Origin of the sequence: Bradyrhizobium sp. BRP19 (genome assembly GCF_020194195.1) — a bacterium.
Taxonomy (GTDB): Bacteria; Pseudomonadota; Alphaproteobacteria; order Rhizobiales; family Xanthobacteraceae; genus Bradyrhizobium; species Bradyrhizobium yuanmingense.
Genome location: NZ_JADYVZ010000001.1, coordinates 724,317 through 743,808 on the forward strand (window position 1 = coordinate 724,317; position 19,492 = coordinate 743,808).

The following is a 19,492-nucleotide window of genomic DNA, read 5'->3' on the forward strand; positions in this document are numbered from 1 at the left end:
CCGAGTCAGATCAGGCGCCGAATGTTGCGTGAGCCCAGTCGGTACGGCGGTGATCATCTGCCCTGGCTCCAGCGTCTACCTACTGGCATCACCGAGATGTCCGCGACGGTCGTCCCCTTGCCGCCGAACCCAGCGTCCGAAACGATCGACTTCCTGCGCCGCATGGCCGGCATGGTGTCGGGGCGGAACGGCGAGATGCTGCTGCGCGCAGCCAGCATGATCGAGACGCTGAGCCAGCGGGCGATGTCGGCCGAGCGGCTCTATCATCAGGCGCAGGAAGAGAGCACGCGCAGCGCCGTGCTGCGCGAGTCCGCCGAACTCGCCTCCGACGCCATGGTCGGCCAGATCGCGGCGCTGCGGGCACAGCTCGCCGAGCTCACCGCCGCGACCGCAGCCGAGCGCGCCGCCTTCGATGCCGAGCGCGGCAAGCTGCTCGAGCTGATGCAGCATGCCGAGAGACATATCGGCAAGCTCACGACGGAGCTCGACAGCTTGCGCGCCTCCGTCGACAGCCTCAACGAGACCGCGGTCTCGGTGCCGATCGAAGTGCTGCGGCTGGCGCGGACGCAGTTCGATTATCTCTCCAGCGGCTTTGCCCGGCGCGGTGATCCGATCTCGCAGGCCATGAGCGAGATCGGCGGCTTTGCGATTGACCGGGCGCTCACGGCAAAACCCGACAACGCCTGAACTCCGTCCCCGAAATCGTCGACTTTCAGCTCGAGCTGGACCGCCGGGTTGGCGCTCAGAATAGCCGAGGAGTTGCCGATGGCTGCGTGGTGTTGCCATGACGTCATCATAGCGGTGACACCGAATCCACTACAAGGCCGGGCGTTCGAAAGCGATATCAGCGCAGCAAGAACCCACGACCGGAGAGAACAATGTTCGTCGATATTAATGCATCACTCGCGATGGCAGGCTCGAGCCTGCCCGGAGATCAACCTATCTTCATGATCAATCTTCTCCGTTATCGGAATGAGGCCTTGTACCGGGACAAGTCCGAGCTTCCGGCCTGTAGCGGCCGCGAAGCCTATTTTACGCGCTATGTCCCCGCATTTCGCAAGATCGCGACTCCGCAAGGGGTCAGGCCAACTTGGCTTGGATCTGTCGGAGCTCTGCTGGTGGCCGCGCAAGGCGAAGCCTGGCACGACGCCGCAATCGTCCGTTACCCTGACTTCGCGACCTTTCGAGCGATCGTCTTGAGCTCCGATTACCAGCGTGAGGCCGAGCCCCACCGTTTGGCCGCGCTCGCCGATTGGCGCCTGATTGCGACGACCGAGGTTCAGGTGCCGGCTGATCTGCAACCGCGCGCTTAAGCTGACCGTGTGGGATCGGGTTGCTTCTCCATCAACCACACGGTCGCGCTAGATCGCGCCGATCTCGGCAAGGCAGGCTTGCGTCAGCGTCATGCGAGCCTCGATGTGCCGTGGCTCTTTGCAATCCATGTTGAGCGCGAACACGGTATGTGCCTCGCCCTTCTCGGCCCAGCCGACCATCCAGCCGAGCGACGGCTCGCCGCGCTCGGCGCCCAGGAGACCAGATTTGGCGCGGATGACGGCGTCGCCGACCTTGGTCGCCGGCAGGATGTCGGCGACGAGATCCTGGCTGCGCTTCGAGATCGGCAGCGCGCGGCGGCGCAGCCGGTCGACGAAATCGACTTGCTCGACCGGATCGATGCGCAAGGCCCCGGTGAGCCAGAACTGGTCGATGCCGCCGCCGATGTCGCGATTGCCGTAGTCGAACGCGTCGACATATTGCTGCATACGCACCTCGCCGATGCGGCGCGCGATCTCCTGATAGACCGGCACCGCGCTCACCGCGATCGCGCTGCGCAGCGTGTGATCCTTGTTCCAGGTCTCGATCGGCCGCTTGACGCCGTCCCAGGCAAACACGTCCTTGTCGGGGTCAGTGACGACACCGGCCTCGAGCGCAATCAGCGAGTTGGGAATCTTGAAGGTCGAGGCCGGCAACTTGCCCTCGCCCGAGCGCTCCTTGTCGCTGGCGACGATCAGATAGTCCTCGACCTTGTAGCCGACGAAGGTGCCCGACGTGCCGAGGTCGGTGAAGCGCTTTGCAAGAGCGTCGCGGATTTCATTGCGCGGCGGCGCGACATGGGCGCGCGCGCGTCGAGGCAGGATCGCGGTTGCGGCGAGGAGGCCGAGGGTGGAACGGCGGGTCAGCAAAAGCGATATCCGTGAGCAGCGAAAACCAGCGCGACCATGCAGCCGCTAAGTGTTGAAACGATGACAGGTTGTGTTTACCGCCCCCGGCCCGACAGCCGCAGCACGAACACCAGCACCTCGGCGACGGCCTTGTAGAGATCTGGCGGGATCTCGTCGCCGAGCTCGACCCTCGACAGCGCGCCGGCCAGAACCTCGTTCTCCTCGATCGGAATGTCGTGGGCCTTGGCGATCTCGACGATCTTCTCGCCGATCGTGCCCTTGCCCTTGGCGACGACGACGGGCGCGCCAGATCCCTTCTCGTAATGCAGCGCGATCGCGAGCTTGGAGGGATTGCTCATGTGGCGCGATCCAGGAAGTGGCCGGCGCGAGCGGGCGCCGGAGCCGGCGGCGTGCCGTCGCGGACCACGATATCGCCGGGCTTGAGCTCGGCCTTCGTCAATGCCTGGCTGAGCTCACCGATGCCGGCGCGGAGCTGCTGCGCCGTGACCGGCCGCTCCGCCCACATCCGAACGAAGGTCTTGTCGCCGTTCAGCGTAATCAGCGCATGCACGGGTCCGGCCGGCTCGACATCGAGCGAGAAGCGCGCGCGCCAGGCGCGCTTGGCGGGATCGTCCGACTCATTGCCGCCGTCGCGCGAGATCTCGAACTGCGCCATCGCGGTACCTTGCGGGGTCGCGAACGGAATCTCGAAATTCCACTGCGGCACGGCCGGATCGATGCGGTGGCCGCTGGCGTCGGTGCGATCGGGAAGCGAGGCAATTTGCAACAGCGTCTGCCGCGCGATCGCGGCATCGGTGTCATCGAGCAGACGATGCACGGTCGCAGCCAGCGGCGTATCCGGTGCGAGCGACGGCGCGGCGATGGACTGAGGCGCCGGCAGCGCACCGCGGACCGGTGGAGGTGTCGGGTGTGCGGCCGCCCCGAAGATATGGGCGTCCGGCACGGACTTGTTGGAGCCCGGCACGTTGCCGGTCAGGCGCGGCAGGTTTTCCGTGACCTCCTGCAGCAGGCTCGCGGCAAGGCCCCCGGACATGGTGCGCGACACCAAGGCTTGCGGATTGTTCCCCGCCGCATGGGCCAGCACGGCGACAGCGAGCGCACCGCGCGACGCTTGCGCCGGTTGGGCGAGTTGGGCCGTTTCGCCCGCCAGCGCGGAGGCTGCGGTCTGCGTCGTTGCCGCAGCACTCGCCGGCAGCGCCACACCTGGCGCAGTTGCTTGCGGCGCGCCGGAGGTCGATGCCAGGGTCTGGCGCAACACCAGCAGAGCGGCCTTCAAATCCGGGATCGTGCCGGAGGACGGCGTTGTGCCTGCGGCCAATGACGCCTCGAGAAACAGCCCTGACTTCTGGAACGCGGATTCGATATCGCCGCCGTCGAGGGCGGTGTTGAGCGGCGTCTGCTGCGCCAGCACATCGAGCACCGCCTGCTTCAGCCCTGCGGGCAGTTTGCTGTTCGTCACGACGGAGGCCAGGTTGGCGAACAGCGCTGCCTGGCTGCCCTGTTTGGTCGCGGCGTCGGCAGAGGCCGTCTGAACGGCGACCTGCTCGGACGGAGTGAGGGTGTTCCGTGCCGTGGCCACCGACGGCGCCAGCGGCGGGCTCTCCACCAGCGAGGCCGCGCGCGGCGTCAGCGTGACCTGATCTCCCGCCGCCTCGCCTGCCCCACCCATGACCGCGAGGCGAATGGTGCCGTTGCTCTGCGAGACCCCGAGCTGGAGATTCTGCCCCGGCGTCAACGCCACCTCCGACATCACGTCCATCGCCAGGTTGGCGATCGCGATCCGCACCAGATTGTCGGCGAGCACGCTGACCACCCTGGCATCGACGACACTGCCGGCTTGCAGCACGAGATCCGGCGTCGCCGCATCAGCCGGGCGGCTGGCAGCGTTGACGGGAGCGATGGGGGTGACCGGCGTCGGCATCTCGGCAGCCCTAGGGGAATGCTGGCTACCGTAACCGCTGCCTCGTAAACCTCTCGTTAACCTGGCACGGCCGGCGGCTTCACCGCCGCCAGAACCGTCGCAGCGGCCTGGAAATCCTTCAGGCGGGCGGCGCGGCGGGCGGCCGCCTCCTCGTCCAAGCCCCATTGCTCGACGTTCCAGTCCTCGTCGACATGGGCGGCGGCCCAGACCTGGTCGGCATCGCGCACGTCCTGGTCCAGCGCCAGCGCGAGCAGCGCCGATCCGGTCAGGGTGGTCACCATGTGGAGCGCGGCGACCGACCAGGGGTCGCCGGGCAGCGCGGCCCGTGCGGCCTTCACCGCCTCGTCCGGCTGCTTCACGTGCATGACGCCTTCGGACAGGATGAAATGCGCACCCAGCGTCTGCGCCGCCCAGGACAGCACAGGATCCCAATGCGCGGCCTCCCGGGCGACCAGTCCCTCAGGATGGCCGGCACGATAGAACAGCAGGTCAGACTCGAAATATTTGGCGAGGTCGTCGCTGACGAGCTCGACGCGATCGATAACGCCCTCGACCACGCTGTTGGCGATGCGCGTCAACGGCATGGTCACGGGATCGATCGCCTCGCCTTGGGCGGACCATTCCGCGGCGACACTATCTGCGAGCGCGCGCGTCGGGATCACCAATTGGCGGCCGGAGGGCGTACGGATCGGCTTGCCGTCGAGCGTAATGGCGAAGCCGCCCTCGGCATCGACGACGCCGGCCTCCTTGTAGAAGCGCTTGCGCAGCGGCGTGCGCGCGGACGCGCGCGCCGATTCCCGGGGATCAGGCGCAGGCTGCCTTGCTGCTTCTTCGAACAATTCGCGCATGTCGTTTTTTTGTTCCTGTCGTCAGTCGAATTACCAGTGTCGTCACGACCTCGCCAGTAGGACCAGGAGTGCTGCTAGTTCGCACACATGCGCGCGTACGTGCCGCGATCGGCCGGCCCCAGTCCTGCGGCTGCGCCGTCGTGAAGACATTTCGTGACGCGATCGCTGAACGAATTGCGCGGGGGCGGCTGGTAATTGTAGCGCGGCGGCGCGTCAAACTGCGGAACCTTGGGCACCTCGATCTTCGGCGGCGGTGGCGGCGCAGGCAGCGGTGGAGCGAGCCGCGCGCGTCCGGCGAGACATATTGCGCGCGGGCGGCCGGCTCTACCAACAGAGTAGCCAAGAGCGCAAAGCAGATCGACAATCGTCTCATGGGGGAACATGTCGTGCGCCAGGCGCCCCTATTCAACCTCACTATTCTTCAGGCGCGTTCTCGATCGGATCAAATCTGGTTGCGTCCAGACCCAGCAGGTTCCACGACTGCTGCATGTGCGGCGGCAACGGCGCGGTGGCGTCGATCACGCCGCCGCGCGGATGCGGGATGACGATCCGGCGTGCGAGCAGATGCAGCCGGTTCTGCAAGCCGCCGGGCAGCTGCCAGTTCTCGATGTTGAAATATTTGGGATCGCCGACGATGGGATGACCGATATGGGCCATGTGGGCGCGCAGCTGGTGGGTGCGGCCCGTCACCGGCTTCAGCGACACCCAGGTCAGCTTGTTACCGGCGGTCTCGACCACGGCGTAGTACGTCACCGCATGGCTGGCGCCCTCATCGCCATGCTGGGCGATGCGCATGATGGTGTCGTCCTCGCCCTCCTCCTTCGCAAGGAAGGTCGAGATGCGCCCCTGCTTCGGCTTCGGCAGGCCCGGCACCAAGGCCCAATAGACCTTTCGCGCCGAGCGCGAGCGGAACGCGCCGGTCAGGTGTGAGGCAGCGAAGCGCGTCTTGGCGATCAGGAGACAGCCCGAGGTCTCGCGATCGATACGGTGGACGAGACGCGGCTTCTGGCCCTTGGCATCGCGCATCACCTCCAGCATCTGGTCGATGTGCCGCGTCATCCCCGAGCCACCCTGCACGGCAAGGCCGGCCGGCTTGTTCAGGACGAGGACGTCGTCGTCCTCCCAGATCGTCATCTCCTTCAGCGCCTTCAGCGTCTTCTGCGCGGCCTCCGAGAGCTCGCCGACGACCTTCGGCGCATCGAGCTTGAGCGGCGGGATGCGGACGCTCTGTCCCTCCTCCAGCCGGTCTTTGCTGTCGACGCGCTTGCCGTCGACACGCAGCTCGCCTTTGCGCACGACACGCTGGATGTGGGAGAACGACAGGCCGGGAAAGCGCGCTTCCAGGAAACGGTCAACGCGCATGTTGTTCTCGTCGGCCGTGACCGTGACGGTCTGCACCTTGGTCGGCAGCAGCGCCTCGACCGACTTTTCAGGCGCAGGCCTCTCCTGGACCGCTTTGGGCGGACGCCGCTCGGCGCGCTCGCCGACAAAGCGCGGCGGCTTCCCGCCGGGCTTGCCACCCGGACGCGGCCCGGCCTTCTTCGCGCCACGCGCCTGATGCGCCCGCGAGTCGTCGCGCTCGTCACGCGAACGCGGCTTTGGGTTCATTCTCTTGATGCGGCGACTCATGCGGTTTTTCCAAGCTTTCGCGTCGACTGCGCATTGGCGCGGCGGGGCAGCGACGCAACCTGCGCGCCCACCTCCTTCTCCGCCAGCCGCAGCTCATATTGCTGTTGCAGGTTCATCCAGAATTGCGGGCTGGTGCCGAACCAGTGACCCAGGCGCAACGCCGTGTCGGCGGTGATGCCGCGCTGCCCGTTGATGATGCCGGTGATGCGATTCACAGGTACGTCGATCTGACGCGACAGCTCTGCGGCCGAAATGCCGAGTTCGCGCAGTTCTTCGGCGAGATGCTCACCGGGATGTGTTGGTGTATGAGCCATGGGAGTTTCCCCGGCGAGTAGCAAGATTTACGCGTTACGTAAACCGTAAATATACGCCCTGTAGCCCTAAGTCCCGCCCCGCTCCTTGCGCAGCTTGGCCCAGTAATCCAGCCGCTTCCTGATCTCGCGTTCAAAACCGCGCTCGGGCGGGTCGTAGAAGGTCTGACGTCCCAGGGCCTCCGGGAAGTAGTCCTGGCCGGAGAAGGCGTCCGGCGCGTCGTGGTCGTATGCGTAGCCGGAGCCGTAGCCTTCCGACTTCATCAGCTTGGTCGGGGAATTGAGGATGTGCTTTGGCGGTAGCAGCGAGCCGGCCTGCTTGGCGACCTGCATCGCGCTGCCAAAGGCGGTGTAGACCGCGTTCGATTTCGGCGCGGTGGCGAGATAGACCACGGCCTGGGCGATGGCGAGCTCGCCCTCGGGATGGCCGAGGAAGTCGAAGGCGTCCTTGGCGGCATTGGCGATGACGAGCGCCTGCGGATCGGCCAGCCCGATGTCCTCGACCGCCATGCGCACGACGCGGCGGGCCAGGAACAGCGGGTCCTCGCCAGCGTCCAGCATGCGCGCGAGGTAATACAGCGCGGCATCGGGATCGGAGCCGCGCACCGATTTATGCAGCGCCGAGATGAGATTGTAGTGGCCGTCGGCCGATTTGTCGTAGATCGGCGCGCGGCGCTGCAGAATCTCCTGCAGCTGCGCGGCATTGAAAATCTCGTCCGCCCGCGCCGAACGCCAGACTTCTTCGGCGAGCGTCAACGACGCACGGCCATCGCCGTCGGCCATGCGCACCAGCACCGCGCGCGCCTCCGCATCGAGTGGCAGCTTCCTGCCCTCGACGGCTTCGGCATGCACGAACAGCTTTTCGATCGCGGCGGCATCGAGCGAGCGAAACACCAGCACGCGCGCACGCGAGAGCAGCGCCGCATTGAGCTCGAAGGACGGGTTCTCGGTGGTGGCGCCGACCATGACGACAGTGCCGTCTTCCATCACCGGCAGAAAGGAGTCCTGCTGGGCGCGGTTGAATCTGTGCACCTCATCGACGAAGAGCAGCGTGCCCTTGCCCATCTCGCGACGGGCGCGCGCGGCATCGAACGCTTTCTTGAGGTCGGCGACGCCAGAGAACACCGCAGAGATCTGCTCAAAATGCAGATCCGTCGCGTCAGCCAGGAGCCGCGCCACCGTGGTCTTGCCGGTGCCGGGGGGGCCCCAGAACACCAGCGAGCCGAGCGTGCGCGTTTCCAGCATGCGCGTCAGCGCACCATCCGGGCCGAGGATGTGATCCTGGCCGACGACCTCCGACAGCGCACGCGGGCGCAGCCGGTCCGGCAGCGGATGCGGCGCATCGTGATCGAGCCCCGCCGCAGCAAAGAGAGTCGGTGTCTCCGTTGGTCGCTTCGGACTCATCCGCCCAGCGTGACGTTGATCTGCTGGCCACCACGCACCAGCGTGATGCGCCAGATCCGTGCCCGTTCACCTGCAGCCTTCTCGAGGTCGCCGGTCTTGCTGATCTTCTGATTGTTGACGGCCAGGATGATGTCGCCCTTCTGGAAGCCGACACTCGCAGCCGCGGTATCGCCGCCGATATCGGTGATCACGACGCCTTCGGTGTCGGCATCCAGACGCAGCTCATCGGCGACGGCCGGCGTGATGGTCGAAACCTTCGCGCCCTGGAACGGCGAACGCGCGGTGACGACGAGCTCGTTGCGCCCGGTGTCGGGCGCGGTCTCCAGCGCTACCGTGAGCTTCACCGACTTGCCGCCGCGCTGCACGTCGAGCTGCGCGGTGCCGCCGAGCGGACGGGTTGCGAAGCGATAGTCGAAGGCGTTGGGATCATCCACGATCTGGCCGTCGATCCCGGTGATGAGGTCGGAGGATTTCAGGCCGGCTTTCGCCGCCGGACCGTTCGACACCACGCTCGCGACCAGCGCACCGGTCGGCGAGCGCAAGCCGAGGCTCTCGGCGATGTCGGGCGTCACCGCCTGCAATTTCGCACCGAGCCAGGGCCGCTTCACCGCCTTGCCGCCGCTCTTGGCGGAGGCGACGACGACGCGCACCATGTTGGCGGGAATCGCAAAGCCGATGCCTTGCGAGCCGCCGGAGCGCGAATAGATCGCGGTATTGATGCCGGCGAGCTTGCCACCCATGTCGACCAGCGCGCCGCCGGAATTGCCCGGGTTGATCGCCGCATCGGTCTGAATGAAGAACTGATAGTCGGTGATGCCCACTTGCGTGCGCGCCAGCGCCGAAATGATACCCTGGGTCACGGTCTGGCCGACGCCGAACGGATTGCCGATCGCGAGCACGACGTCGCCGACCAAGAGCTCATCGGAATTGGTGAAGTCCAGCGTCGGGAACTTCTCCTTGCTGTCCTTCAGGCGCAGCACGGCGAGATCGGTCCGGGAATCCTTGAGCAGGATCTCGGCCTCGAACTCGCGCTTGTCCGACAGCGACACCTTCACCTGGTCGGCGCCCTCGATGACGTGGACGTTGGTGACGACGAGGCCGGAGGCATCGACGATGACGCCGGAGCCGAGCGAGCGCTGCATCTGCTCGGGCTGTTGGCCCGGCACGCCGAAGAAGCGGCGGAAGATCGGATCGTCCAGTAGCGGATTGCGGTTCTGCACCACCTTTGCGGCATAGACGTTGACGACCGCCGGCTGCACCCGCTGCACGATCGGCGCATAGGACATCCGCAGCTCGGCCGGCGACGACGGGACCCGACGGTCCTGCGCTGCAGTCGGATTGAAGGTGGCCGAAAAGGCTATGCACAGCGCCGTAAGGGCGGCAGTCCAGGTCGCTCGAAACATTCCTACCTCTTGGAAATGACGCCGGAATATAGGCGCGTTCGCCCCCCAATAGAAGAGCGCCGGAGGGCAATATTCGGCCGCCTCGAAGCCGTGTCCGGGATGCAAGGGTGCCGTGCGAATCGGCAATTTGCCCAGCGGCGGATTGGCATGATGTGCGTCATCTTGCATGGTGGTGTGAGGCGGATTCGGTTGCGGCGAATTTGCATCAGTAGGAACCGACGCAACCGCTCGCAGCGTCGCGGGGCAGTCATCGATCACACCTAGGCTCTCCGTTCGCGACTTGGGGAAAACAGTCAGATGATGGAGCGTAACGTGAGCAGAACAAGAATTGCGGCCACCGCGATTGGTCTCGCCGGCGCGCTGGCGGCCTCGCAGGCCCAGGCCCAGTCGGCAAGCAGCAGCGAGCAGGAGATCGCGCTGTTGAAGCAGCAGTTGAAGATGCTCGAGCAGAAGCTCGACAAGCTGCAGAGCCAGACCGCGGCGAACACGGCAGCCGCAGCAAAGGCGAAAGTCGAAGCCAAGGCAGAGGCAAAGGCCGAGGCGCGCGCGGAGGCAAAGGCCGCGGTGGCCAATGCCAACGCGGCAATCCCCGTCAAGGGGCCGGCGCCGGCGTCCGGCGTCGTCGTGACGATGCCGAACAACCGGCCGACGATCTGCACCGCCGACCAGGCCAACTGCGTCGCCATCACCAGCCGCCTGCATTGGGATGTCGGCGGCTATGACTATCGTCCCAACACCGCGGCGACCGTGCCGCAAAAGCTCGACAGCGGCCAGAACGTCCGCCGCGCGCGCATCGGTGTCACCGGCAAGTTCTTCCACGATTGGAATTTCGCGCTGGTCTACGATTTCGGCGGCTCGTCCGACGGATTTGGCGGCGCCGCGCCGGGATCGCTGCCCGGCGGCGGCGTCTCCGGCGTCGAGAACGCCTATATCAGCTATACCGGCCTGAAGCCGTTCGGCGGCAAGATGGCGATCGAGGCCGGCATCATGGACCTGCCCTACACCATGGATGAAGCCACGAGCTCCAACGACATCATGTTCATGGAGCGCGCCTCGCCCGGCGTGATCGCGACCAACATCGCCGCCGGTGACTTCCGTTCCGCAGCCGGTGCGCGCTGGTTCAACGACCAGCTCTGGATCGGCGGCTATGTCACGGGACCGACGACCGGTGCGATCCATTCCGCCTCGAGCGCGGCGCCGCCCGGCACCAGCGAGCAATATGGTGCCGTGGCGCGCGTCGCCGGCAATCCGATCAGCACCAAGGACTACTCGGTGCATATCGGCGCCAATGCGCAATGGCTGATCCAGCCGCCGCGCAATCTCATCGCCAACACCCAGACGGTCACGCTCAGCGATCGTCCGGAATTGCGTCTCGACCCGACCACGCTGATCTCGACCGGCGCTATCGCCAATGCCTCGGGCGCGCAGGTCTACAGCGTCGAGGCGGCGGCGACCTACGGTCCGTTCATCGTCCAGGGCGAGTATTTCTGGTACAATGTCGATCGTACCGCCAACACGGCCGTGCCGCTGACGGGTGCACCGAGCCTGAAATTCCAAGGCGGCTACGCGCAGGCCGGCTATGTGCTGACCGGCGAAGGCCGCTCATACAATGCGGCGAACGCGGCCTATAGCGGCGTCAAGCCGGCGCACCCGTTCTCGCTCGACGGCGGCGGCTGGGGCGCGTGGGAGATCGCAGGACGGTTCTCGACGATCGACCTCAACGATCAGCTCGCGACCGCGAGCGGCGTCGCAGGCGGCCGGCAGACCGTCTATACGCTCGCGCTCAACTGGTACGTCAACGGCAACGTGCGCTTCATGCTCGACTATCTGCACGGCACGGTGTCGCGACAGGCCTCGCCGATCTCGACCGCCGACGTCGGCTCGAAGTTCGACGCGGTCGCGATGCGTACGCAGTTCGCGTTCTGAGACTCTACACATCTCCCATTGGGAGAGGTCGCGCCGAAGGCGCGGGTGAGGGGTTACGTTCCATCGAGGATGACGGCGCCCCCTCACCCGAATTGCTTCGCAATTCGACCTCTCCCCGTGGGGGAGAGGTAACGAACCGCACCGCCTGTGTTCTCCAAATCACGCCGCGCGCTTCTTCTTCACGACCACGGGCGGCGGCGCGCAGGACAACCGCTCCTGGTGGCTCTCGCCCCAGGCCTTCAGGATGTCGATCACGGGCCTCAGGCTCTCGCCCAGCTCGGACAGGCAATACTCCACGCGCGGCGGCACCTCGGCATAGACCTTGCGGATGACGAGCTTGTCTTCCTCCAGCGCGCGCAGCTGCTTCGTCAGCATGCGCTGGGTGATGCCAGGCATCCGGCGGCGCAATTCGCCGAAGCGCTGGGTGCCGCTCTGCAGATGGTAGAGGATCACGCCCTTCCACTTGCCGTCGATCAGGTCCAGCGTCGCCTCGACCGAGCAGCCTGGACGGCGGGCGAAATTACGGCGTTTCATGCGGCCTTTTCCCAATAGTATCCAAACAGGGACTATATCCCCAAATTTACAGTACTTGCCAAATCGGAGCCAGAGCGACAGTTAGGGCAGCGGGCGAACAAAGCCATCTGATGGAGACACGCCATGAAAGCCGTCGGCTACAAGAAATCGCTTCCGATCGAGGACGCGGAATCACTGTTCGATTTCGAGACCGCTAAACCCGACCCCAAAGGGCGCGACATCCGCGTCGCGGTGAAAGCGATCTCGGCCAATCCGGTCGACTACAAAGTGCGCAAGCGCGCCGCCCCGCCCGAGGGCGAGACCAAGATCCTCGGCTATGACGCGGCCGGCGTGGTCGATGCGGTCGGGTCTGAGGTCACGCTGTTCAAGCCAGGGGACGAGGTGTTCTACGCGGGCTCGATCCTGCGCCAGGGCACCAACGCCGAATTCCATCTGGTCGACGAGCGCATCGTCGGCGCCAAACCGAAGAGCCTGTCGTTCGCCCAAGCCGCCGCTCTTCCCCTCACCTCGATCACCGCCTGGGAGCTACTGTTCGACCGGCTCGGTGCGGTGCCGGGCAAGAGCGTCGATCCGCGTACCCTCTTGATCACGGGCGGCGCCGGCGGCGTCGGCTCGATCCTGATCCAGCTCGCCCGCCGCCTCACCGGGCTGACGGTGCTCGCCACCGCGACACGGCCGGAGTCGCAGAAATGGTGCCTCGATCTCGGCGCGCATGCGGTGATCGACCATGGCAAGCCGATGAAGGAGCAGATCGAGAAACTGAACCTGCCGCCGGTCGCACTCGTGGCCAGCCTCACCTTTACCGACCAGCACTACAAGGCGATTGCGGAATTCATGGCACCGCAGGGCAAGTTCGGCCTGATCGATGATCCTCCGGAGTTCACGATTGCCGCATTCAAGGGCAAGGCAATCTCGGTGCACTGGGAATCGATGTTCACGCGCTCCTCGTTCCAGACCCCTGACATGATCGCGCAGCATCATCTGCTCAATGATGTCGCTGACCTCATCGACAAGGGCGTGTTGCGCACCACGCTCGACCGGACCTTCGGCACAATCAACGCAGCCAACCTCAAGCGCGCGCAGGCGCTGCTGGAGAGCGGCAAGTCGCGCGGCAAGATCGTGCTGGAGGGATGGTAGGCTTGGCACGATTGATGCATCATGCGTCTGCGGTCCCGGACAAGAGGGCCGACCCCCCGCCCGCCGGGACCAGCAACAAGCAGATTGATGATGACCGAACCATGCGACCTGTCAGCGGTCGCTGCACGCACGCTGATCGGCCAACGCAAGCTTTCCCCCGTCGAGCTCACGGATAGCTGCATCCGCCGCATCGAAGCGGTCGATCCAGCGGTCAATGCCGTCGTTGCGCGCTCGTTCGAAACCGCGCGCAAGACGGCGCGCGAGCGCGAGGCCGCCGTGATGCGCGGTGAGACCCTCGGCGCCGTGCATGGGCTGCCGCTCGGTGTCAAAGACCTGATCGATGCGGAGGGGTTGCCGACCAGCTTCGGCAGCGTGCTGTTCGCGGACAATGTCGCCAGGCAGGACGAGGCCATCGTCGCGATGCTCAAGCGCGAGGGAGCGATCGTCATCGGCAAGACGAATGTGCCGGAATGGGGCGCCGGCGGCAATACGCGCAACGCCGTATATGGCGCGACCGGCAATCCCTTCGATCCCAATCGATCCGCCGCCGGTTCGTCGGGGGGATCGGCCGTCGCGCTCGCCACTGGCATGGTGCCGCTCGCGACCGGATCCGATACCGGCGGCTCGGTGCGGAATCCGGCATCCTTTTGCGGCGTGGTCGGCTTCCGGCCCTCGCCCGGACTGATCGCCAGCAACAGCCGCAACATGGCCTGGCTGCAGATCTCGCAGCTCGGGCCGATGGCGAGAACCGTGCCCGACGTTTGCCTGATGCTGTCCTGCATGTTGGATCGTGACGCCCGCGATCCATTGTCGGCGATCCTTCATGCCGGCGGTGTGCCTTCGCCGGCGCTTTATCGCAATCCGCCGCGCGTCGATCTCTCCGCGCTCCGCATTGCGGCAACCAGCGATTTCGGCTTTGCGCCGACCGAGGGGGCGGTCGCCCGCGCCTTCAGACAGAAGCTCAACTCGTTCGAAACGGTGTTTCGCAAAGTCGAATGGGCTCATCCTGATTGCACCGGCGCTGACGAAGTGTTCAGCATTCTCCGCGCGGTCGCATTCCTCGGCCGCCACCGCGAACTCGTGGAGAAGTTTCCGGACAAGGTAGGGCCCAACGTTCGCGACAATGTTGCGGAGGGGCTTGGCTATTCCGCTGCCGACGTGGCGCGTGCGCTCTCGATGCAGACCGACCTTTACCGGCGCTGGCAGACCTTCTACGCGGATCACGATTTCATCGTCGCGCCTGCGGTCACCATCAGCCCACGGCCCTGGTCGGAGCTCTATCCAGCCGAGATCGACGGTCGCCCGACCAAGAGCTACTTCCACTGGCTCGCGCTCGCCTATGCCGTCACCAATGTCGGCCATCCCACCGTCGCAATCCCCGCCGGATGCGACGGCGCCGGCCTGCCGTTCGGCATCCAGGTGATCGGCCCGCGCGGCGGCGATCTCTTAACGCTCGCGGTCGCGCGCGAAATCGAAGCGGTGCTCGCCGCCAATTCGGATACCGCCCGCCCCGTTCCCGACATTGCGTGGCTTGCCGGGCAGCCGCCGATTGCGGACAAGCCGGGATTTCTAGCCTTCGATTGAAACCTCAACCGCGGAAAAACGACACGATGAAAACAACGCTCCTGACGCTAGCGCTCGCCGCGATCGGCTCGATCAGCGTCAACTCGCTCGCAACCGCGCAATCGGCCTATCCCGAGAAATCCCTGCAATTGATCGTCCCGTTCCCACCGGGCGGAGCCTCGGACGTGGTGGCCCGCATCATCGGCGGCGAGCTCGAAGCGCGGCTCGGCAAGCCCGTCATCATCATGAACCGTCCCGGCGGGGGCACCACGATCGCGGCCAAGGAGGTCGCGCGCGCGGCCCCCGACGGGTACACCCTGTTCTTCAGCTCGAATTCGAGCTTCACCTTGCCGGCCGCCGTGAAGGAGAACGTTCCGTACGATGCGGCCAAGGATTTCGAGCCGCTCGGCCGGGTCGGCAAGATCACCCTGGCGCTGGTCACCTATAAGGACAATCCGGTCAAGGATCTGCCTGCGCTCGTCGCGGAGGCAAAGGCTAATCCGGACAAGCTGTCGCTGGCCTCCTTCGGCGTCGCGACGGTGTCGCATTTCGCCGGCGAGTTGTTCAAGTCGAATGCCGGAATCAAGATGGTTCACCTGCCCTACAAGGGCAGCGCGCCGGCGATGAACGATCTCATCGGCAAGCACATCCAGTATCATGTCGACACGGTGATCGCCGCGAAGCCGCAGATCGAGGCCGGCGCCGTGAAGGTGATGGCCGTATTCTCCAGCCAGCGCACACCATTCCTGCCCGACGTACCGACATTGGCAGAGCTCGGCTATCCCGCTATCGACTTCTCGTCGTGGGGCGCGGTGGTCGCGCCCAAGGGACTGCCGCCACCGGTTCGCGACAAGCTCACGGCGACGCTGGAGGAGGTCATCAACAGCCCCTCCGTTGTGGAGCGCTTCGTCAAGGTCGGCTTCGAGCCCCGCTTCGCGCGCTTTGACGACTGGGCCGGTGCGGTGACCAAAGAGACGGTCGAGATGAAGGACATCGCGCAGAAGGCCGGCATCAAAGACGAGTAGCCGATCGCTTCCCCTCAGGCGATCGTGTTGACGATGCCACCCTCGGCGCGCAGCGCTGCACCGTTGGTGGCGGATGCCTCCTTCGAGGCGACATAGACCACCATGTTGGCGATCTCGTCGACGCTGGCGAAGCGTTGCAGCAGCGAGCTCGGGCGGTGCTGCTTGACGAAGTTGGCGGCGGCTTCGTCCACGGACTGGCCGTTCTGCCTGGCGAGATCCTTGACGAACGTCTCGACGCCCTCCGACATGGTCGGGCCCGGCAGCACGGAATTGACGGTAACGCCGGTGCCGCTGGTGAGCTGCGCCAGGCCGCGCGCGACCGAAAGCTGGGCCGTCTTGGTCATGCCGTAGTGGATCATCTCGACGGGAATGTTGAGCCCAGATTCCGAGGAGATGAAGACGATGCGGCCCCAATTGCGCGCGAGCATGCCCTTCATGTAGGCGCGCGATAGGCGCACGCCGCTCATCACATTCACCTCGAAGAATCGGCTCCAGTCCTCGTCGGAGATGTCGAAGAAATCCTTGGGCTCGAAGATGCCGGCATTGTTGATGAGGATGTCGACCTCGGGCAGCGCCGCAACGAGCGCCTTGCAGCCTGCCGCGGTCGAGACGTCGGCCGCGATGCCGCGGACCTTGGCGCCCGTCCCTTCCAACCTGCGCACCGCCGCATCGACTTTGTCCTGTCCGCGGCCGTTGATGACGACGCTGGCGCCGGAGCCGGCGAGGCCCCTGGCGATGGCGTGGCCGATGCCGGCGGTCGAGCCGGTGACGAGGGCGGTTTTTCCGGAAAGGTCGATCTTCATGCGATATCTCCATGGATGCGGATGGAGATATCGGAAGCGGCTCCCTCAGCTGCAATCGGGGCTCACCGACGCGTGAGGAGCGTGAATGGTGGGCACGGCGCGCCAAGAGCGCGCCTTTGTCCACCCGACCGTTCCAACAAAAAAGCGGCGCCGAAGGCGCCGCTTTTGAAACGTCATGCCGGTCGGGCTTTACGCCGCCTCGGCTTCCTTCTCCTGCACCGGGCCGGAATCCTGGCCCTTGGCGTCGACGTCGCGATCGACGAACTCGATCACGGCCATCGCGGCGTTGTCGCCGTAGCGGAAGCCCGCCTTGATGATGCGGGTGTAGCCACCCTGGCGGTCCTTGTAGCGGGTCGCGAGCGTATCGAAGAGCTTCTTGACCATATCGACGTCGCGCAGCTCGGAGATGGCCTGACGGCGCAGCGACAGGCCGCCCTTCTTGCCGAGGGTGACGAGCTTCTCGACGATCGGGCGAAGCTCCTTGGCCTTGGGCAGCGTGGTGACGATCTGCTCGTGCTTGATCAGCGCGGCCGCCATGTTGGCGAACATCGCCTTGCGGTGCTCGGCCGTGCGGTTGAGCTTCCGATGAACCTTGCCGTGACGCATGTGTGTAGTCCTTCTTCGATTGTGTCGCGGTGGTTCAGCGACTGGTTTTCAGGTGGGCTTCCTGCGTTCGCCCTAGGCCGCGAGTGGCGAATGGTGAGTAGCGAATAGATCTTCTTCCCCTACTCGCCACTCCCTACTCGCCATTCGCTCAGTAATGATCCTCGAAGCGCTTGGCGAGCTCGTCGATGTTCTCCGGCGGCCAGCCCGGCACTTCCATGCCGAGGTGCAGACCCATCTGGGCCAGCACTTCCTTGATCTCGTTCAGCGACTTGCGGCCGAAGTTCGGGGTGCGGAGCATTTCCGCCTCGCTCTTCTGCACGAGGTCGCCGATGTAGACGATGTTGTCGTTCTTCAGGCAGTTGGCCGAACGCACCGACAGCTCGAGCTCGTCCACCTTCTTGAGGAAGGCCGGGTTGAAGGCGAGGTCCGGGATGATCTCCTGGGCGACTTCCTTGCGCGGCTCTTCGAAGTTGACGAACACGTTGAGCTGATCCTGCAGGATGCGGGCGGCGTAGGCCACCGAGTCATCCGGCGTGATCGCGCCGTTGGTCTCGATCGTCATGGTCAGCTTGTCGTAGTCGAGGATCTGGCCCTCGCGGGTGTTCTCGACCTTGTAGGAGACCTTGCGGACCGGCGAGTACAGGCTGTCGACCGGGATCAGGCCGATCGGCGCATCCTCGGGACGGTTGCGCTCGGCGGGCACGTAGCCCTTGCCGGTCGAGACCGTGAACTCCATGCGGATCTCGGCGCCCTCGTCGAGCGTGCAGATCTGCAGATCGGGGTTGAGCACGACCACATCGCCGACCGTCTGAATGTCGCCCGCGGTGACGACACCCGGGCCCTGCTTCTTCACGACCATGCGCTTGGGGCCCTCGCCCTGCATCTTGATCGAGATGTCCTTGATGTTGAGCACGATGTCGGTGACGTCCTCACGGACGCCCGCGATCGAGGAGAACTCGTGCAGCACGCCGTCGATGTGCACCGACTGCACCGCCGCGCCCTGGAGCGAGGAGAGCAGGATGCGGCGCAGCGCATTGCCGAGGGTCTGGCCGAAGCCACGCTCGAGCGGCTCGGCGACGATGGTCGCGAAACGCGAGGAATCGCTGCCGGGCGTGACCTGGAGCTTGTTCGGCCGAATCAGTTCTTGCCAATTTTTCTGGATCGTCACTGTTTCACCCATACAGGCCAGTCAATTTGACGGTGCAAATACTGGCGTTGGAGAAAGGCCGCAGATCATTCCCGCGGCTTCTTGCAAAGTCGCCGCGGGCGCCGACGCGCCCGCAGCTCGTCAAAATCAAACGCGCCGACGCTTGCGGGGACGGCAGCCGTTGTGCGGGATCGTGGTCACGTCGCGGATCGAGGTGACGGTGAAGCCGGCAGCCTGGAGCGCGCGGAGCGCCGATTCGCGGCCCGAACCGGGACCGGCGACCTCGACTTCCAGCGTGCGCATGCCGTGCTCCTGCGCCTTCTTGGACACGTCCTCGGCGGCAACCTGCGCGGCATACGGGGTCGACTTGCGCGAGCCCTTGAAGCCCATCGTGCCGGCCGAGGACCAGGCGATCGTATTGCCCTGCGCGTCGGTGATGGTGATGGTCGTGTTGTTGAACGACGAGTTCACATGCGCGACGCCGGAGGCGATGTTCTTGCGCTCACGACGACGAACGCGGGTGGCTTCCTTGCCCATTGAGTCCCTTTCCTGAAGATCTCAAACGCCGCCGTAATGCCAGCGGCTACACCTATGGAAGCGAATAGCGAGTAGCGAGTGGCGAATAGGGAAGCCCCCTACTCGCCACTCGCCACGTCCAATTCGCCAGTTTACTTCTTCTTGCCGGCGATGGCCTTGGCCGGGCCCTTGCGCGTGCGCGCATTGGTGTGGGTCCGCTGACCGCGCACCGGCAGACCGCGACGATGACGCAGGCCGCGATAGCAGCCGAGGTCCATCAGACGCTTGATGTTGATGCCGACCTCACGACGCAGGTCGCCCTCGACGAGATAGTCGCGGTCGATCACTTCGCGGATCTGGAGCACTTCGGCGTCGCTGAGCTGATTGACGCGACGATCCACGGGGATCTTCACCTTCTCGAGGATCTCACCAGCGATCTTCTGGCCGATGCCATGGATGTACTGGAGCGCGATCAGCACGCGCTTGTTGGTGGGAATGTTCACGCCGGCAATACGGGCCACGGCCTTCTCTCCTGTTGC

20 protein-coding genes are annotated in these 19,492 nt (G+C 65.3%); 6 read left to right on the top strand and 14 right to left on the bottom strand.

What is annotated here, in order from left to right; genetic code table 11:
* The first annotated feature begins 96 nt into the window (after positions 1-96).
* Positions 97-687 (top strand): hypothetical protein, encoded by a 591-nt coding sequence (locus I6F36_RS03475; protein ID WP_225132586.1) that lies wholly within the window; start codon positions 97-99, stop codon positions 685-687.
* A 191-nt stretch (positions 688-878) separates the two neighbouring features.
* Complete coding sequence (locus I6F36_RS03480; protein WP_225171029.1) at positions 879-1,313, top strand: hypothetical protein; 435 nt, start codon at positions 879-881, stop codon at positions 1,311-1,313.
* A 48-nt stretch (positions 1,314-1,361) separates the two neighbouring features.
* Here the strand turns inward: I6F36_RS03480 and blaOXA are convergent, their stop codons facing one another.
* From blaOXA to I6F36_RS03520, 8 genes are all read right to left on the bottom strand, one after another.
* Entirely contained in the window at positions 1,362-2,180 is an 819-nt protein-coding gene (gene blaOXA, locus I6F36_RS03485) for a class D beta-lactamase (RefSeq protein WP_036041463.1), read from the bottom strand.
* A gap of 74 nt (positions 2,181-2,254) precedes the next feature.
* On the bottom strand, positions 2,255-2,518 hold the full coding sequence (locus I6F36_RS03490; protein ID WP_225132588.1) for an EscU/YscU/HrcU family type III secretion system export apparatus switch protein: 264 nt from the start codon (positions 2,516-2,518) through the stop codon (positions 2,255-2,257).
* Complete coding sequence (locus I6F36_RS03495) at positions 2,515-4,101, bottom strand: flagellar hook-length control protein FliK (protein WP_225171030.1); 1,587 nt, start codon at positions 4,099-4,101, stop codon at positions 2,515-2,517. Before I6F36_RS03495 ends, I6F36_RS03490 begins: the two co-directional genes overlap by 4 nt.
* 56 nt (positions 4,102-4,157) lie before the next feature.
* Positions 4,158-4,949: an ATP12 family chaperone protein gene (locus I6F36_RS03500; RefSeq protein WP_225132590.1), complete on the bottom strand. Its 792-nt coding sequence runs from the start codon at positions 4,947-4,949 to the stop codon at positions 4,158-4,160.
* A 414-nt stretch (positions 4,950-5,363) separates the two neighbouring features.
* A complete protein-coding gene (locus tag I6F36_RS03505; RefSeq protein ID WP_225132591.1) occupies positions 5,364-6,578 on the bottom strand; it encodes an RluA family pseudouridine synthase in 1,215 nt (404 codons plus the stop codon).
* A complete protein-coding gene (locus tag I6F36_RS03510) occupies positions 6,575-6,892 on the bottom strand; it encodes a HigA family addiction module antitoxin (RefSeq protein WP_057029643.1) in 318 nt (105 codons plus the stop codon). Before I6F36_RS03510 ends, I6F36_RS03505 begins: the two co-directional genes overlap by 4 nt.
* 66 nt (positions 6,893-6,958) lie before the next feature.
* Positions 6,959-8,293 carry a replication-associated recombination protein A gene (locus tag I6F36_RS03515; protein ID WP_057029642.1) on the bottom strand — a complete coding sequence of 445 codons (1,335 nt, stop codon included), beginning with the start codon at positions 8,291-8,293 and terminating at the stop codon, positions 6,959-6,961.
* Positions 8,290-9,696, bottom strand: a complete 1,407-nt coding sequence (locus I6F36_RS03520; RefSeq protein WP_036027581.1) for a DegQ family serine endoprotease — start codon at positions 9,694-9,696, stop codon at positions 8,290-8,292. The genes I6F36_RS03515 and I6F36_RS03520 overlap by 4 nt, the downstream gene beginning before the upstream one ends.
* A 312-nt stretch (positions 9,697-10,008) precedes the next feature.
* On the opposite strand from I6F36_RS03520, the gene I6F36_RS03525 reads away from it, so the two are divergent.
* Entirely contained in the window at positions 10,009-11,622 is a 1,614-nt protein-coding gene (locus I6F36_RS03525) for an OprO/OprP family phosphate-selective porin (RefSeq protein ID WP_074448164.1), read from the top strand.
* A 159-nt stretch (positions 11,623-11,781) separates the two neighbouring features.
* Here the strand turns inward: I6F36_RS03525 and I6F36_RS03530 are convergent, their stop codons facing one another.
* Positions 11,782-12,156 carry a helix-turn-helix domain-containing protein gene (locus I6F36_RS03530; RefSeq protein WP_057029641.1) on the bottom strand — a complete coding sequence of 125 codons (375 nt, stop codon included), beginning with the start codon at positions 12,154-12,156 and terminating at the stop codon, positions 11,782-11,784.
* Between the two features lie 123 nt (positions 12,157-12,279).
* On the opposite strand from I6F36_RS03530, the gene I6F36_RS03535 reads away from it, so the two are divergent.
* From I6F36_RS03535 to I6F36_RS03545, 3 genes are all read left to right on the top strand, one after another.
* Positions 12,280-13,293, top strand: coding sequence for a zinc-binding alcohol dehydrogenase family protein (locus tag I6F36_RS03535; RefSeq protein WP_225132592.1), 1,014 nt, complete (start codon positions 12,280-12,282; stop codon positions 13,291-13,293).
* 90 nt (positions 13,294-13,383) lie between these two features.
* The gene (locus I6F36_RS03540; protein WP_225132791.1) at positions 13,384-14,877 is read left to right on the top strand and encodes an amidase; all 1,494 of its coding nucleotides are present in this window, start codon (positions 13,384-13,386) and stop codon (positions 14,875-14,877) included.
* Positions 14,878-14,903: 26 nt separating this feature from the next.
* Positions 14,904-15,881: a tripartite tricarboxylate transporter substrate binding protein gene (locus tag I6F36_RS03545; protein ID WP_225132593.1), complete on the top strand. Its 978-nt coding sequence runs from the start codon at positions 14,904-14,906 to the stop codon at positions 15,879-15,881.
* A gap of 14 nt (positions 15,882-15,895) precedes the next feature.
* On the opposite strand, the gene I6F36_RS03550 is transcribed toward I6F36_RS03545, so the two are convergent.
* From I6F36_RS03550 to rpsM, 5 genes are all read right to left on the bottom strand, one after another.
* The gene (locus I6F36_RS03550; protein WP_225132594.1) at positions 15,896-16,684 is read right to left on the bottom strand and encodes an SDR family NAD(P)-dependent oxidoreductase; all 789 of its coding nucleotides are present in this window, start codon (positions 16,682-16,684) and stop codon (positions 15,896-15,898) included.
* 189 nt (positions 16,685-16,873) lie between these two features.
* Positions 16,874-17,290 carry a 50S ribosomal protein L17 gene (gene rplQ, locus I6F36_RS03555; RefSeq protein WP_025036979.1) on the bottom strand — a complete coding sequence of 139 codons (417 nt, stop codon included), beginning with the start codon at positions 17,288-17,290 and terminating at the stop codon, positions 16,874-16,876.
* A 148-nt stretch (positions 17,291-17,438) separates the two neighbouring features.
* Positions 17,439-18,470 (bottom strand): DNA-directed RNA polymerase subunit alpha, encoded by a 1,032-nt coding sequence (locus I6F36_RS03560; protein ID WP_036011050.1) that lies wholly within the window; start codon positions 18,468-18,470, stop codon positions 17,439-17,441.
* 114 nt (positions 18,471-18,584) lie between these two features.
* A complete protein-coding gene (rpsK, locus tag I6F36_RS03565; RefSeq protein ID WP_007603045.1) occupies positions 18,585-18,974 on the bottom strand; it encodes a 30S ribosomal protein S11 in 390 nt (129 codons plus the stop codon).
* A gap of 131 nt (positions 18,975-19,105) precedes the next feature.
* Positions 19,106-19,474 (bottom strand): 30S ribosomal protein S13, encoded by a 369-nt coding sequence (gene rpsM, locus I6F36_RS03570; protein WP_008549231.1) that lies wholly within the window; start codon positions 19,472-19,474, stop codon positions 19,106-19,108.
* Positions 19,475-19,492 lie beyond the last annotated feature (18 nt).